Origin of the sequence: Thermoanaerobacterium butyriciformans (assembly GCF_017874545.1) — a bacterium.
Taxonomy (GTDB): domain Bacteria; phylum Bacillota; class Thermoanaerobacteria; order Thermoanaerobacterales; family Thermoanaerobacteraceae; genus Thermoanaerobacterium; species Thermoanaerobacterium butyriciformans.
This window is the reverse complement of the sequence record NZ_JAGGLT010000008.1, coordinates 79,302-94,172: the sequence shown is the minus strand read 5'-3', so window position 1 is coordinate 94,172 and position 14,871 is coordinate 79,302. Positions and strand designations below refer to the sequence as shown.

The 14,871-nt window shown below is 33.8% G+C and carries 16 protein-coding genes, 5 tRNA genes and 1 pseudogene; 19 read left to right on the top strand and 3 right to left on the bottom strand.

Annotated elements, in window-relative coordinates:
* The first annotated feature begins 295 nt into the window (after window positions 1-295).
* The 10 genes from J2Z80_RS04955 (at window position 296) to J2Z80_RS04910 (ending at window position 4,926) form a co-directional block, all read left to right on the top strand.
* Window positions 296-368, top strand: a tRNA-Val gene (locus J2Z80_RS04955).
* 7 nt (window positions 369-375) lie between these two features.
* Window positions 376-452 (top strand) — tRNA-Asp (locus tag J2Z80_RS04950).
* A 12-nt stretch (window positions 453-464) separates the two neighbouring features.
* Window positions 465-540, top strand: a tRNA-Phe gene (locus tag J2Z80_RS04945).
* Between the two features lie 9 nt (window positions 541-549).
* Window positions 550-625: transfer RNA gene (locus J2Z80_RS04940), tRNA-Gly, on the top strand.
* Between the two features lie 6 nt (window positions 626-631).
* Window positions 632-705, top strand: a tRNA-Cys gene (locus J2Z80_RS04935).
* A gap of 98 nt (window positions 706-803) precedes the next feature.
* Entirely contained in the window at window positions 804-998 is a 195-nt protein-coding gene (locus J2Z80_RS04930) for a hypothetical protein (protein ID WP_209453403.1), read from the top strand.
* A gap of 190 nt (window positions 999-1,188) precedes the next feature.
* Entirely contained in the window at window positions 1,189-1,917 is a 729-nt protein-coding gene (locus J2Z80_RS04925; RefSeq protein WP_209453402.1) for an ABC transporter ATP-binding protein, read from the top strand.
* Window positions 1,914-2,657, top strand: coding sequence for an ABC transporter permease (locus tag J2Z80_RS04920; RefSeq protein ID WP_209453401.1), 744 nt, complete (start codon window positions 1,914-1,916; stop codon window positions 2,655-2,657). Before J2Z80_RS04925 ends, J2Z80_RS04920 begins: the two co-directional genes overlap by 4 nt.
* A gap of 227 nt (window positions 2,658-2,884) precedes the next feature.
* Window positions 2,885-4,591 carry a sensor domain-containing diguanylate cyclase gene (locus J2Z80_RS04915; protein ID WP_209453400.1) on the top strand — a complete coding sequence of 569 codons (1,707 nt, stop codon included), beginning with the start codon at window positions 2,885-2,887 and terminating at the stop codon, window positions 4,589-4,591.
* A 17-nt stretch (window positions 4,592-4,608) separates the two neighbouring features.
* Window positions 4,609-4,926: a thioredoxin family protein gene (locus J2Z80_RS04910; protein WP_209453399.1), complete on the top strand. Its 318-nt coding sequence runs from the start codon at window positions 4,609-4,611 to the stop codon at window positions 4,924-4,926.
* 84 nt (window positions 4,927-5,010) lie between these two features.
* Here the strand turns inward: J2Z80_RS04910 and J2Z80_RS04905 are convergent, their stop codons facing one another.
* Window positions 5,011-5,307 (bottom strand): carboxymuconolactone decarboxylase family protein, encoded by a 297-nt coding sequence (locus tag J2Z80_RS04905; RefSeq protein WP_209453398.1) that lies wholly within the window; start codon window positions 5,305-5,307, stop codon window positions 5,011-5,013.
* A 107-nt stretch (window positions 5,308-5,414) separates the two neighbouring features.
* On the opposite strand from J2Z80_RS04905, the gene J2Z80_RS04900 reads away from it, so the two are divergent.
* Both J2Z80_RS04900 and murJ read left to right on the top strand, forming a co-directional pair.
* Window positions 5,415-5,711, top strand: a complete 297-nt coding sequence (locus J2Z80_RS04900) for an aldo/keto reductase (RefSeq protein WP_209453397.1) — start codon at window positions 5,415-5,417, stop codon at window positions 5,709-5,711.
* Window positions 5,712-5,811: 100 nt separating this feature from the next.
* The gene (murJ, locus tag J2Z80_RS04895) at window positions 5,812-7,365 is read left to right on the top strand and encodes a murein biosynthesis integral membrane protein MurJ (RefSeq protein WP_209453396.1); all 1,554 of its coding nucleotides are present in this window, start codon (window positions 5,812-5,814) and stop codon (window positions 7,363-7,365) included.
* Between the two features lie 46 nt (window positions 7,366-7,411).
* Here the strand turns inward: murJ and J2Z80_RS04890 are convergent, their stop codons facing one another.
* Both J2Z80_RS04890 and J2Z80_RS04885 read right to left on the bottom strand, forming a co-directional pair.
* The gene (locus tag J2Z80_RS04890) at window positions 7,412-9,328 is read right to left on the bottom strand and encodes an FAD-dependent oxidoreductase (RefSeq protein WP_209453395.1); all 1,917 of its coding nucleotides are present in this window, start codon (window positions 9,326-9,328) and stop codon (window positions 7,412-7,414) included.
* A gap of 29 nt (window positions 9,329-9,357) precedes the next feature.
* On the bottom strand, window positions 9,358-10,779 hold the full coding sequence (locus tag J2Z80_RS04885) for a PIG-L deacetylase family protein (protein ID WP_209453394.1): 1,422 nt from the start codon (window positions 10,777-10,779) through the stop codon (window positions 9,358-9,360).
* A gap of 265 nt (window positions 10,780-11,044) precedes the next feature.
* Here J2Z80_RS04885 and J2Z80_RS15385 point away from each other — a divergent pair, with 265 nt between their 5' ends.
* The 7 genes and pseudogenes from J2Z80_RS15385 (at window position 11,045) to J2Z80_RS04845 (ending at window position 14,865) form a co-directional block, all read left to right on the top strand.
* Entirely contained in the window at window positions 11,045-11,545 is a 501-nt protein-coding gene (locus J2Z80_RS15385; protein ID WP_432422703.1) for a P-loop NTPase, read from the top strand.
* The gene (locus J2Z80_RS15380; protein ID WP_432422704.1) at window positions 11,527-12,168 is read left to right on the top strand and encodes an SPASM domain-containing protein; all 642 of its coding nucleotides are present in this window, start codon (window positions 11,527-11,529) and stop codon (window positions 12,166-12,168) included. Before J2Z80_RS15385 ends, J2Z80_RS15380 begins: the two co-directional genes overlap by 19 nt.
* Window positions 12,169-12,181: 13 nt before the next feature.
* A pseudogene (locus tag J2Z80_RS04870) lies at window positions 12,182-12,364 on the top strand (peptide deformylase); the annotation flags it as partial.
* A gap of 240 nt (window positions 12,365-12,604) precedes the next feature.
* On the top strand, window positions 12,605-12,829 hold the full coding sequence (locus J2Z80_RS04865; protein WP_209453393.1) for a hypothetical protein: 225 nt from the start codon (window positions 12,605-12,607) through the stop codon (window positions 12,827-12,829).
* Complete coding sequence (locus J2Z80_RS04860) at window positions 12,829-13,311, top strand: FAD-dependent oxidoreductase (RefSeq protein WP_349292577.1); 483 nt, start codon at window positions 12,829-12,831, stop codon at window positions 13,309-13,311. Before J2Z80_RS04865 ends, J2Z80_RS04860 begins: the two co-directional genes overlap by 1 nt.
* A gap of 48 nt (window positions 13,312-13,359) precedes the next feature.
* Window positions 13,360-13,461 (top strand): 4Fe-4S binding protein, encoded by a 102-nt coding sequence (locus J2Z80_RS15180; RefSeq protein WP_209453405.1) that lies wholly within the window; start codon window positions 13,360-13,362, stop codon window positions 13,459-13,461.
* Window positions 13,462-13,725: 264 nt separating this feature from the next.
* Window positions 13,726-14,865: an iron ABC transporter substrate-binding protein gene (locus J2Z80_RS04845; RefSeq protein ID WP_209453392.1), complete on the top strand. Its 1,140-nt coding sequence runs from the start codon at window positions 13,726-13,728 to the stop codon at window positions 14,863-14,865.
* The last annotated feature ends 6 nt before the right edge of the window (window positions 14,866-14,871 follow it).

Here is a 14,871-nt window from a genome sequence, read left to right as displayed (position 1 = left end):
AGATACAAAATATAGCAAACTTTAAAATAGTGTATAAACAGTGATTACGAATAAATTTTTTTTGGCATACAATACGTATGTCTATTAATGCTGCCCAAAAATATTAAAATACATATCATTTCTTAGGTCATATAGATTCTTATCTAACAATTTGAACATTATTTTCATTTATATACTAATTTTATTTTATGAGGAATATAATACCAAATCTTATAGCAACTTTATAGAAAAAAATTTAAAAAGGATATTGACGAATCAGAGTTTTTTAGGTATACTAATACTTGTCACGAGAAATGGTCGTATAGCTCAGCTGGGAGAGCACCTGCCTTACAAGCAGGGGGTCATAGGTTCGAGCCCTATTGCGACCACTGTCATGGCCCAATAGCTCAGTTGGTTAGAGCGCCAGCCTGTCACGCTGGAGGTCGAGGGTTCGAGCCCCTTTTGGGTCGCCATAAAATTTAAGAGCCTCGATAGCTCAGTCGGTAGAGCAAGGGACTGAAAATCCCTGTGTCAGTGGTTCGATTCCACTTCGAGGCACCATAAGATTAAGCGGACATAGCTCAGTTGGTAGAGCATCACCTTGCCAAGGTGAGGGTCGCGAGTTCGAGTCTCGTTGTCCGCTCCAAAATTTGGCGGCATAGCCAAGTGGTAAGGCAGAGGTCTGCAAAACCTTTATCTCCAGTTCGAATCTGGATGCCGCCTCCATAAAAAATTAAGCGATATCAAGCCTTTCATGGCTTTTATTTTTTTGCATTTGTGTCAAAGCATGTCGGATTTTTTGCACTGATACGATCCTATTGACTTTGGATAGATTAAAAGAAGGAAATAACATACTTATTTTCCCTGAAGATAGGAATAAAAAGTATAATGATGTTTTGGATAAATTTAATACGGGATTTATAAATGTTGCTAAGATGTATTTTAAAGAATACGGTGAACTTATAAGTTTTTATCCACTTTGCGTAAACAAAAATCAGAACAGGATATCAGATAGGTAAAAAGATAGTATATGATCCTAATATATCATATAAAATTGAAAGAGAGAGAATTGCAAATTACCTTATGGAAAGCATTTCTGCTATGTATTATAATATACAATGTGATGAAGATTTATAAAGAAGGATGATTTTAAAGTCTATATCGCTTATTATGAAATAAATGATGTGTAATTTTTTGTGAGGTGCGAAAATGAAGGAGATAAAGTTTATAAACGTAGGCTTTAGCGATTCTGATGATGTGATTTTGGAAGATATAACACTGGAAATATATATGGGTCATATATACACAATAATAGGACCGTCAGGTGCTGGTAAATCTACTTTGATAAAATTGATAAATAGGCTTATAGACCCGACTGAAGGCAAAATATTGATAGACGGAAACGATATAATGAATTATGACATAATACAGCTTAGGCGAAGGATTGGGATGGTTTTTCAGCAGCCATATCTTTTTGAGGGGACCGTTGAAGACAACATTAAATATGGACCTATGCTTAAAGGAAAGAAAGATATTGACGTGGAATATTATTTAAAAATAGTTGGGCTTGATAAAAGTTATAGTAAGAAAAAAGTCGATGACTTATCTGGCGGTGAAGCACAGAGAATTTCTATAGCAAGGACACTTGCAAATGAACCTGAAGTGTTGCTTTTAGATGAACCAACGTCTGCGCTTGATCCAACATCTACACAAGTGATTGAGGAACTTGTAATGGATTTAAAAAACAAATTAAATCTTACATTTATTTGGATTACACATAATATGGAACAAGCAAAACGCGTTGGCGATTATACTATCTTTATAAATAAAGGACAATTAGTTGAGTACCAGGAGACAAGAGATTTTTTCTTAAATCCTAAATTTGATGTAACGAAACTCTTTATTGATGGGAAATTGGCAAAGGAGGAAGCTGAATGAGTGTATTGTCGCTTATATTGTCATCAAGCCTTGTATTGGTATCAATTTTTATTTCATATTACCAAAAACTTGGTGTTGAAAAAGAAGTAATCATTGGCACTGTGAGAGCGGTTTTACAGCTTACAATTGTTGGATACATTCTTCATTATATTTTTAGCGCCAATAATATATTTTTTACACTTGCGATGGTTATTGTAATGATTATTGTGGCAGGAAATAATGCAGCAAAAAGAGGAAGAGGAATACCATATGTGTTTTATTATATAACAATATCTATTGCATTTGGCGCTGCTATTACACTTACTGCACTAATATTATTTGGCAGCATACACTTTAGACCACAAGAAGTGATACCAGTCTCAGGTATGATAATCGGGAATGCAATGGTTTCATCTGGACTAACAGTGTCAAGGCTTAAAGATGAGATGAAAAACAGAAGGCATGAAATTGAGACGTATCTTTCACTGGGGGCTAATTCAAGACAGGCATCCCAGAAAATACTAAAAACAGCTATCAAAACAGGAATGATGCCGACTATAGACAGTATGAAAACACTTGGTATTGTGCAACTGCCAGGTATGATGACTGGTCTTATCTTAGGTGGCGTTGATCCTATAAATGCTGTTGAATATCAGATGATGGTTACATTTATGATAACATCCACAACTGCAATAGCGTGTTTTTCGGTAGCCCTTTTATCATACGCCCGCTTCTTTACGCCTAATCATCAATTGATTTAACTGATTTTATTCGTGTTTTTTTAGAAGATACTGGATTGTTATTAAATTTTGTGTTATTCTTTTGTACGAGACATTTGCTTTTAGGAAAAACTAGCTTTTTAGAAAAGACTTAGGCATGGTTTTGACTAGATAGTGCATTGTTTCAAAATTTAAAGTATACTTTATACATAATAAATTATGTGGTGCTAACTAATAAAAGCAGATACCAAATTAGAGGGGGGTAAAAATTGTACATTGAAAATATGCATAAAAGGGGAAGAATATTACAAGTGGAACACAGCCACTTATCACAGCAAATTGTTTCGGATCTTTTATATGAAAATGGTTATGAGGTAGAAAAAGTCACAACGGGTGAAGAAGCAATAATTATATTAGATGGGGATGGGAAAACCGTTTTTGTAAATCCGGCAGTGGAAAAGCTCTTTGGTTATTCAAAGGAAGAGCTAATAGGAAAAGATCTGCATCGCATTATTGTAACTGATAAAAATGCATATAACCTTTTTGCTGATGCTTTTAAGAGATTTAACCTTACAGGAGATGGGGAAAAAATAGGCAAAACAGTTGAATTTAAAGCGAGGCATAAGAGTGGAAAAGAAATTGATATTGAGGTTTCACTATCTTCTTTTAAAATTCTAGATTCATGGTATGTGTTGGGTATAATACGCAATGTAGAGGAACGCAAGCAACATGAAAAAGAGATTGAGCAAAGCCATAAACGATTCATTGAGTTAGCTGAGAATGCACCGATTGGAATAATAAGATGTGATAAAAACGGCAATATAATCTATGTAAATCAAAAAACGTTAGAAATACTTGGCTCTCCTGATATTGAAGAGACAAAAAGAATTAATCTATTAACATTTCCTTTACTAGTTAATCAAGGCCTTTCTAAAGAACTTGATGAATGCATAAGGAATAACAAATCAGGGATATATGAAATAAATTATGTGTCTAAATGGGGTAAGGATGTATGGCTTAGAGTTCACATTAAACCTTTAGAAGAAGATGGAGAAATAGTAGGTGCTCAAATAATCGTAGATGATATAACCGAAAAGAAGTGCTTGGAGAAAGAAAACAGACAAAAGGAAGAAAGAATCCGCTTAATGGTAGAAGGCATACCAAGTCCAGCATGGCTCGTATCAAAAGATCACCGTATATTAGCACAAAATAATGCAGCAAAAACGATTTTTGGAACAAAAGTTGGCGATTACTGTTGGGGAATTATGCATGATATGACTCCAAAGATAGCTAAAAATGGTTCGGATTTATTAACAGCAAAATGTAGTTTCTGTCGTGCAGATGAAGCATTTGATAGAAATGAACCGATAAATAGTGAAGTAGAGGTTGATGGCAGTATTTGGGATACTTGGTGGATACCTTTGGGCGATGATATATATCTCCATTACGCCATTGATGTCACAAAGTACAAAAAAATAGAAGAGGAACTTCGCTATTTATCCGATACAGATGTTTTGACGAATGCTTATAATCGCCGCTATTTTATACGGAAATTGGAAGAAGAAATAGAACGTTCAAAGCGGTATAAAAGCATATTTTCAATTATTATGTTGGACATAGATCATTTTAAAAAAATTAACGATATGTATGGTCATAATTTAGGTGATGAAGTCCTTAAAAATTTGTCAAATATCATAATGAATAGAATAAGAAAAGTAGATGTATTTGCAAGATGGGGCGGTGAAGAATTTGTGGTTTTGTTGCCAGATACTACAGTAGAAGATGCAGCACATCTGGCTGAAGAGTTGCGATGCAGGTTAAGCAATATGAAAATTTCAAATATAGAAAATGTAACGGCAAGTTTTGGAGTGACAGAGTATAAAGAAGGCGATATATCTGATTCGATAATGAGCAGAGTTGACAATATAATGTACGAGGCGAAGTCTGCAGGAAGAAACCGTGTTTGCCATGATTAAATAGGAGGTACAAAAAGTTGCAGAAATTAAATAGGATTGATGATATAAAGGAATTAATTAGTAATAAAAAAATGGTTTTATTGTATTTTTCTACAAATGATTGCGGCATTTGTACAACATTGTTGCCCAAAATAGAAAAAATGCTTTTGAATTATACTGAAATATCTAGCGCACATGTGTCGATAGATGAATTGCCTGCTGCATCCGGTGAATTTATGATTTTTACTGTTCCTACGGTGCTTCTTTTTGCAGAAGGAAGGGAAATCATCAGAGAGGCTAGATTTATCAGCATTGATATGCTAGAAGAAAAGATTCAAAAGTATTACAGGAATTGACAGAATAAAATGAAGTAAGATAAACTAACAATGAGGAAGGAAGCTGAATAAAATAATTATTCAGCTTCTACTCGATTTTAGCTGTTATTTTTTGAAAGCTGAAAAATATGAGGATAATATTGAATTTCCGGATGCAAAATAAGCTATACGTATAGCTTCTGCTATTTCTTCATCAGTAACCCCCATATTTCTCAGTTGATTTGATATGTTTTCTACTCCAAGGTTAGCGCCGTGTAGAGCATCAATAGCCAGTGCTATTAACAATTTTGTTTTCTGCTCTAACGCACCTGAACCCATTGCAGAAGAATATACTTTTTCTATTGCTTTTGCAAATTCAGGATCATTTTTATCAAGTGATGACAAAAATGGTGGTAGTGGCATTTGAATCCCTCCTAGTATAATTTTACATGTAATATTATATCACCATTTTTGATTAAATTTTAATATTTAAGATTGGTTATAGTGTCAAAAGTAAAAATAAAACTGTCTTGTACGAAATTAAGATAAGATTAGAAAAAACAAATTTGATGGTAACACGAATCGGTTTTGGTGCATTGCCAATACAGAGAGTTTCATTGGAAGAGGCTAAAAAGATTTTACGAAAAGCATATGAAAATAGTATAAATTTCTTCGATACTGCAAGAGCATATACGGACAGCGAAGATAATGATTGCATTGAATGCGGAAACTGTAAAAGCAAATGTCCATATAAGCTTGATACGCCTAATCTCCTGAAAAGAGAGCTTAATAATTATGAAAAATTTTATGCTGAGCATAAAGAGTAGATGATGTTGCTTAAAAACTAATTAGGATGTAAAATATAAAATTGTCATGGTGAGTTTGAAGAACAAATTATAGAAAATCAAAAGATGGAATGGAGATCGTATGAGTAATAAGAAATTATTTAAATCAGCAAGCATTGTGGCATTTATAACGATTTTGGGGAAATTCGCAGGGCTTTTAAAAAATACGGTGCAAGGTAAAGTATTTGGAACCACATGGGCAACTGACGCTTATACAGTGTCTTTAAATATTCCCACAGTGCTTTACTCTATAATAGGTGTTGCAGTATCCACCGCCTTTATACCTCTTTTAAATGAAACGTATGCGAAGCGCGGCAAAGATGAAATGTTTGATTTTGCCAACAACATCATGAACATTTTGTTTTTGTTTTCATTTGCTATATTTATAATAGCATGGATCTTTTCACCATACTTGGTAAGATTGATGGCGTCGAATTTTACAGGTGAGAAGTTTCAACTTGCAGTAAATTTGACAAAAATAAGCATTGTAAACATGCTGTTTTTAAGCATGTCAGCAGGTTTTACTGCTATTCTTCAGACCCTCAATGATTTTACTGCACCTGCTTTAAATGGAATTTTGATAGATATTCCACCTATTGTGTTTATGTTGTTTTTTGCAAAGTATGGTGGCATAGTAGGCCTTACTGTATACACTACAGTTGCGTTCGGGCTTCAGGTGGTAAATCAGATACCATGGCTTATTAAAAATAAGTACAGATACAGCTTTAAAATAGATTTTAAAGATCCTCGCATTGTAAGGATGTTAAAGCTTATTAGCCCTGTCATAGTAGGATTGTCTGTAAATCAGATAAACATAATCATAAATACGAGACTTGCATCAGGGTTGCCAAATGGAAACATCACAGCTTTTAGCTATGCCAGCTTATTAACAGGTGCATTTTACGGGACATTTGCTACATCGGTTGTGACAGTCATATTTCCTACTTTGTCAAGGGAAGGAAGTATCGGCGATTATAAAGGCATGAAATCCCACATGATAAAGGCTATAAACAATATCAATATGATCATGATTCCCGTTACTTTAGGCATCATGATTTTAAGGTATCACATAATAGATATATTGTTTAAACACGGAAGATTTAATGATTACAGTGTTGAGATTACAGCTATTGCGCTTTTGTACCTTTCAATAGGAATGATTTTTTATGGCATAAGAGATGTGTTTAATGTATCATTTTACTCCACAAATGATACGAGGACGCCTATGATAAACAGTATTTTAGGCATAGCAGTAAATATATTGATAAGCATAATACTGGTAAAATATATAGGTATCGCTGGTCTTGCCATAGGGTCGTCTGCATCTGCTGCAATTTGTGCTGTATTATTGATGAAGGATTTTAGGAAGAAGATGGGTGCTTTTGGTGGACGTGATATTTTAAATACCGGCGGTAAATTGGTTTTATCTTCTGTTACCATGGGTGCAGTGGTATTTTTAATGAACAATTTTCTTTCAAGATACATGGTTGGATTTAAGATGGAATTGTTGCTTACAAGTTTGATTGTCATTATTGGTGGTGCTATATACGTTGGTATGATGCTTCTTTTAAAAGTGAAAGAGTTCAAATACTTATTTGGCATTATCGCAAACAGAATAACTAATTTCCAAAATTAATTAAAGCTCGGCTAAAAACCGAGCTTTTTGCATATACTTTACTTTGTCAGAGTTTGCTTAGATAATTGTGAAGTGACAATATCATGTCATATGAATCTTCCCATTTTACATATTTTGTATCTTTCATCTTTTGATATGCTGTATCAGATATTAGTCCTTTTTCATGTGCTAAATCGCATAAACTACCACTATATTTATTAGCTTCATTTCTATATCCAGCATAAGTCAAAAGTATATCCGCAGCTTCTTCTTTCGTAAGAGGCTTGTCAACAATGTATTTTTGCAGATACTGATAATCATCATCTATAAGCTGTGATTTATCTGGTATTGACCTTTTAATCATGTTTGATACCATATAGTAAAATGATATGCTTTTTATGCCTTCATTAAGCTTAAAATCATTTGTATATCCAGGCACTATAAGCCCCCAGCGAAGGGCAAATTTTAGCCCGTCAAAAGCCCAACTTTTTTCTACAGCTTCTTCTACTTTAAACGGTTTAAGGTACGCTCCTTGGCTTACTAATATAGACTGTATGTTCTTTATATCTTCTTCACTTTTTGCGATGTCTTCAAATGATTTGTCTTTGGCTATGGAGTACGCTGACCCTACACCTGCCGCATCTCCTTCTGCCATGCCTATGGGTATCGTTCTGGCTGACCCTGCTGCTAAGTGGCTGTAGGATGCTGACCGCCCTACTACAAGCAGGTTCTCTACCTTATCAGGCACTATGCACCTAAATGGCACTGCATACTCTACAGGTTTTCCGTATACAAAGCCAACATCTTCCGGTGATGTTGCTTGTACATCTACTGGATATGAGCCTATAGCTATCCTGTCGTAAAAGTCCCTATTAAATACGACATCGTTTATGTCAAGTGTGTAGTATCCTTTTATGTGCCTCGTCTCTCTTATATACAGTTCATCTGCTGTGCCGTCAAGCTGTGCTTTCTCAAAGCCAGGGATGTTTTCTCTAAAGAACTGTACTATCCTTGGAAGCTCTTTCTTTGCTAGTTCCATTCCTTTTTCTATTGATGATTGATTAAGACCGTCAACGCCGTATATCAAAAGGGCGTTAACCAATGCTGTGCCGTCGTCCTGCTTGCCTAGGTTTAATCCTCTTAGCCTAATCATAGGCGTCGACGGTTTGTACTTTTTCGTGATTGATAAAAATCCACTTGCTGATGTGTCATTTATATACGTTGCTGGTATCTTCTTTTCGTATTTTATTATTTTTATAAGGTTGTCCCAATCTAATCCTTTTAATCTGAAAATAAGTGTTGATGCTTGTACTTTGCCTTTTACGCCCATGTCTTCTGCACCAATTGTGTACGGCACTCCTGCTGATGCTGCAACTGAAGCATCTTGCGTTGCGTCTATTATCCTTTTGCCGTAGAAATTTACTTCTTTTCCATTCTTTAATGCGGTTATGCCAATTATCTTGTTTCCATCCATTATGGGCTTTACAAATACTGTATTGTAAGACTGGGTTATTTTTGGCGAACTTAAAAGCTTTAAAAATACTTCTTTAGCCTTTTTCACATCAAAAGAGTTTTTTGAACCTATGCCTTTAAAAAACTCTTTAAATGTGCCTTGTGTAAGCAATGTACCATCAGGAGCCATGCTCATGTCTATGGTGTTTAGCATGCCGTATGTCATAAGGCCGCCAGGACCATCGTGATTATCGATGATTAAGACTTTTGCGTCGTTTTTTGCAGCGGATCTTGCAGCAGCGACGCCTTCTGGCTCTGCTCCTACTACTATGACATCGTATTGGCTTCCATCTTCAGGAAGGTTAAGCTTCATAGGTTTAGGAAGATTCTCATTTCCCTCTACAACTTTAGCTTTGGTTTCCTGCGACGATTTTTTGTACTTTTCTACGTAAAAATAACCGTCTACAGCCGTGATTATTAATACTAACACAATGAAAAATGATATCATTGTTTTTAAATATCTCTTTTGCAAATTAATCACCTCGATTTTTGCAAGACAGGCTATGCTTGTTTAGATATCTTATACATATTCCAAGGAATCTTATCGATAAGTCTTTCTTTGTATATTGAGTCAGAACCCATGAATATATAGCGCAAGTCCTGTTTTTGTGGAATATTCAATTTTATCCACAATATATTTTTGTCTATTATTGGTCTTGATGCTATAGATTTAAGAAGCGAATTATTGGCTTTTCTGTACTGATAGAGCTTGCCGTTTACCAGTCCTAAATCGATCCTCTTTATGCTGTTATTGTAAAACAATCTCATTTCGATGTTGTATCTTACATTTTTAGATATAGGTGATAGTGTTTGAACACCTATATACAAGTGGTTGTCGTAGTAGAATGAAGCAAGCTTTGTAAGATCAGCGCTTTTATAGATTTCTTGGTCAAGTACTCCGCCTGCTGGTATGCTTAAAAGCGAGAAAGGCATGTTTTTGTCGTATAAGTTTGGCTTTGTTTCAACTTCTGGAATCGTAATGACAGGCTTTGTCCCGAAAAGCTCATTTTTTCTTACAAACGCCAATAAAAATGGCTCCATCACTTTTATCTGTGATGTATACTGCTTAATGGCTTCTTCCTTTTTAGCTTCTTCTTGCTTTGAAAGAGGAATACTTTGCCATACAGTGTTGCTGTCTTTCATGTCTGTTGGTGGTAAAAGAGAGTCATTTGGCATCAGTAACCATGGTACAGGCCATTGTGGATGGTGAACTAAAAACATGTGCTCTCTTACGTTTAAATTAAGTGCGACTATTGCGTACCTTGTGAAGTTGCTTACAGCCCAGTGATCGGGATGTATGTCATCTGCTAAAGGGTAATAAATATCTGTAGGCTTAAATGACTTCATGATATCTTGCAGTTCATTTTCCAAGTTTTCACCTGTATATGCAACACCAGGTTTGTACACATCTTTATATGGAGAATATGCTGCATTTGTTCCACCGCTAATTCTAGGCTTTCCATTGTCCCAAAAGTCACTCCATAAAAATCTCGTGCTGCCATCAGCGAAACCTAAAAATATCACGTCATCTTTTGGAAGCCCTAATACAGACATTGCAGCTAAACTTTCGCTGTGTCTTTGAAGTCCAAGTTTATAAAAGTCTGCTGGCGTTGGATTGATGTCACCTGTAAAGACTTGAGCAGCTTTTTTATAGCTTTCACCATCTGTTACAATTACAACTTTTATGGGTCTTTTCAATTCGATAGATTTTTGTATGACACCTGCCATTCCCAATGATTCATCATCAGGGTGTGGTACAACTACAAGTATTCTTTGCCCCGGATCGTCGCTATTAGGGACAGGCTTTTTCTCTGTGAGATTGGCAAAAGTAGTTTTTAAATTCATGACAGATGCAATAATAATAGCTACAATAAGCACGAAAGTTATAAAGATATATTTCCATTTAAATAATTTCTTGTTCAATTTTAATTCCCCCTCGTATTTGTGTCATAATTGTAAGAAAATAATATCAAAACTTTATGAATAATTTGTTAACAGAAGATTAAAAAAAGATAAAATTGGCTATTTATGCTTAATGGGAGAAAAATAAATATTTCAATTCTATATTATTAGAAGAAGAGGATAAGTTATTATCAAATATTTAGTTTTTATATTGACATATGATTAAAATAATTGTATATTTGTAATGAAAATAAACATATGTCAATATAAAGGGGTGTTTTATAAAATGGAGCAAAGCAGACAAAAAGAAAATTCTAATGCTAATAGTAAGAATAATGACAAAAATAATTTTTTAATTAAAGGCAATGAATTGAGTGATATAAAACATGTAGTAGCGGTGATAAGCGGCAAAGGCGGTGTTGGGAAGTCACTTGTAACATCGCTATTAGGTGTAATGATGAAAAGAAAAGGTTATAAAGTTGGCATATTAGATGCAGACATTACTGGTCCTTCAATTCCAAAGATATTTGGTGTAAATGAGTTAAGACCACAAGTTTTTGGTGAAGGTATATTTCCTGTTGAAACAAGCAATGATTTAAAAATAATGTCGATTAATTTTTTGTTGGACAGCCCTGATTCACCTGTAATTTGGAGAGGCCCTCTTATAGGAAATGCTGTTAAACAATTTTGGACTGATGTCGTGTGGAATGAACTTGATTATCTCTTTATTGATATGCCACCTGGTACAGGTGATGTTCCTCTCACAGTATTCAATCAATACCATTAGATGGCATTGTAATAGTTACATCTCCACAAGATTTAGTTTCTCTTATAGTCAAAAAGGATGTATTTCATTTAGCAGATTTAGGATTTAAAGATATATCTGTTGAACCTGTTGTTGGAACAGGAGATGAAATTTATTTTGATGAAACTGATTTACCAGAAATATTAGATGAATATGAAAATCTTGCAAAATTATATGTTGAAAGATTAAAAAGTGGCAAACCATTTCGTTTTTATCATTTCAATCTAAATTTATACAATGGACCGTGTCTGCTAAAGAAAATTACTGCATGTGGAGCTGGATATGAATGTTTAGCTGTATCACCAGAAGGAGATATTTATCCGTGTCACCAATTTGTAGGGCAAGAAGAATTTATCATTGGTAATATAAATGATGGCATAACGAACGTAGAATTAAAAGATAAATTTAAAAACAACAATATTTTTGCTAAAGAAGAGTGCAAAAATTGTTGGGCAAAGCTGTTTTGCTCAGGTGGGTGTCACGCTAATGCATACTTTACAAATAAAGATATTTCAAAACCAAATGAGATTGCTTGCATACTGCAAAAGAAAAGAATAGAGTGTGCTATAATGGTACAAGCTGCTCTTAATAATGTACAATTATAGAGGGAGGATTTTTATGGCGTTAAGGTATATTAGGAAAATTGGAGATCCTATATTATATAAAAAAGCAAAACAAGTCGAAAAAATAGATGATCATGTATTAATGAATTTAGATGATATGTCAGAAACTATGTACAATGCTGATGGGGTTGGATTAGCTGCAAATCAGATTGGGATTTTAAGAAGGCTGGTTGTTGTTATTGACATAAGTTAATAATAGTGACATCCTATAATTAGGAAATGGTCATAAGGCCATAATAAAGTAAATAATTTTTAAAGCCATATTTCACTCCCTAGCTGTTAGCAATTAGCCTGCTAACAGCTATTTTTGAATAAAAATAAAGATAATGTAACGGAATTATTGACATATGACAAAAATAGTTATATGTTAATATATATAGTGATATTAACATATGTTATTTATGAAAGGAGATTAGATATGAAAAAGTATGACGTACTTATTATTGGAGGTGGTCCTGCTACGCTGAGTGCATGCCGAGTTTTTGGTAATAATAACCATGATCTATCAATAGGACTTGTCAGACAGGAAGACCACAGTCTTATATATTGTGCTATGCCATATGCAGTTGAGGGTATAATAGAGCCAGAAAAAACATTTAAAAGCGACAAGATGGTTACAGATAAGATAATGGTGTTGAATTAATTAGGGGCGTTGCTGAAAATGTCAATTTAAAATCTAAAGAAGTAACTCTAAAAGATGGCAATGTAATTAAATACGATAAACTTATAATTGCAATCGGTGTAATACCTTTTATTCCAAATATACCAGGTATTAATCTTAAAAATGTAACAACTTTTAAGACAGAGGATGAACTTTTAAGAATAAAAGATGCTACTAAAAATCTACAAAAAGCTGTTGTGATAGGTGCTGGAGCTATAGGAATAGAACTTGCACAAGCATTAAATGCGGTTGGCATAAAAACATATCTTATAGATATGATGGATCATATATTACCACAACTTGTTGATAATGATATGATTGAAGAAGGACAAAGACTAATAATTGAGAATGAAAGATTTACGATTTGCGAATTGGTGGGACAGGGTTTATTTATAGGAAAAGCTATGGGTAAAGAGAGCCAAAAAAATAAAAGAAGAATGGGGGAAAATTCCGATAACTGCTAAAAATTTGGATACTGTTGAAGAAGCAGTTGAACAATATGCTAAAAATGAATTATAAAAAAGAAAGAAGGTGGTATTGCATATATAAATTCTGATAAATGCAAAAATTGTAGAAGGTGCGTTACTATATGTCCTGCTGGAGCAATTTCTTAAGGCTATATTAAAGAAAAAAGTATCTATTTTAAATTTTGATGGTTTTGAAGGTATAAGTTATGTTTATCAGCTAGTACTGGAGTGTACTAGCTTTTTCCTTTATTATAAAACCAAAGCAATAAAGTTTTGGAAAATTTTATAGTTATTTTGCTTAAATTATCAAAACTTGTTTTGTTTTCTTTTTCGTGTTATAATTTTTAAAAAAGTAACACGATAATATATATACGTATACATTATACAAAATTTATGCGGAGGTATAATCGAATGTTAAATAAGCTTAAAAAATTCAATGTGTTTTTGGTTGTTTTGCTTATTTTTTCTATTTCTCTGTCAGGTTGTAGCAGATCTCAGAACCAACAGAGAACTTCTAATATTTCTAAGCAAAATGGTCAAACAGTTACTGTTACAGATTTGGTGGGACGCCAAATTAGAATAAAACTTCCTGTTAAAAAAGTTGTTGCCATTGGACCTGGTGCATTAAGGCTTATTACATATATCGATGGAGTAAATAGAGTATCTGGAGTTGAAAATATAGATAAAAAGCTTACTGATGGAAGAACTTATAACATGGTTTTTTATAATGAACTTAATAAACTTCCTGTTATAGGTCAGGGTGGACCAGATTCTGTTCCTGATGCAGAAAATTTAGTTCAAGCAAATCCAGATGTAATATTTGTTGCCTCTCTTCTAGACAAGTCAAAAGCTGATGAGCTTCAAGCAAAAACGGGTATACCTGTAGTTGTTTTAAGCTATGGAAAGTTGGGTACATTTGATGAAGACGTATATACTTCTCTAAATGTTGTAGGCAAAATTATGGGCAAAGAGGATAGAGCGGAAAAATTAGTGAGCCAAATAAAAAAGATACAAGAAGATTTAAATTATAGAACAAAAGAAATACCAGATTATAAAAAACCAACGGTTTATATTGGAGCATTAGGTTTTAAAGGCGGACATGGAATAGAAAGTACACAATGCAATTATCCGCCATTTGCAGCAATTCATGCAAAAAATGTGGCTGATACATTAAAACAAAATGGAAGCATAGTTATAGAAAGAGAGAAACTATTATCATGGAACCCTGATATATTATTTGTTGATGAAGGAAATTTTGATTTAGTAAAGCAAGATTATCAGAAGAATCCTAATTTTTACAAAAGCTTGAAGGCTGTAAAAAATAATAATGTATATGGCATGCTTCCATACAATCAATATACAACAAATATTGAAACGGCTTTAGTAGATTCTTACTGGGCAGGAAAAGTACTTTATCCTGAACAATTTAAAGATGTTGACCCAGAAGTAAAGGCAAATGAAATATATACTTTATTTTTTGGAGATAAGGGTAAAAACGTATATAATGAAATGAAAAAGTTTTTTGGTGGGTTTGAAAAAATTAAATTTTAATCATAA

Coding starts and splice junctions, on each gene's coding strand:
- J2Z80_RS04920 (WP_209453401.1), top strand. CDS start 1,914: ATGAGTGTATTGTCGCTTATATTGTCATCAAGCCTTGTATTGGTATCA.
- J2Z80_RS15385 (WP_432422703.1), top strand. CDS start 11,045: ATGGAGCAAAGCAGACAAAAAGAAAATTCTAATGCTAATAGTAAGAAT.
- murJ (WP_209453396.1), top strand. CDS start 5,812: ATGAGTAATAAGAAATTATTTAAATCAGCAAGCATTGTGGCATTTATA.
- J2Z80_RS04845 (WP_209453392.1), top strand. CDS start 13,726: ATGTTAAATAAGCTTAAAAAATTCAATGTGTTTTTGGTTGTTTTGCTT.
- J2Z80_RS04925 (WP_209453402.1), top strand. CDS start 1,189: ATGAAGGAGATAAAGTTTATAAACGTAGGCTTTAGCGATTCTGATGAT.
- J2Z80_RS04865 (WP_209453393.1), top strand. CDS start 12,605: ATGAAAAAGTATGACGTACTTATTATTGGAGGTGGTCCTGCTACGCTG.
- J2Z80_RS04905 (WP_209453398.1), bottom strand. CDS start 5,307: ATGCCACTACCACCATTTTTGTCATCACTTGATAAAAATGATCCTGAA.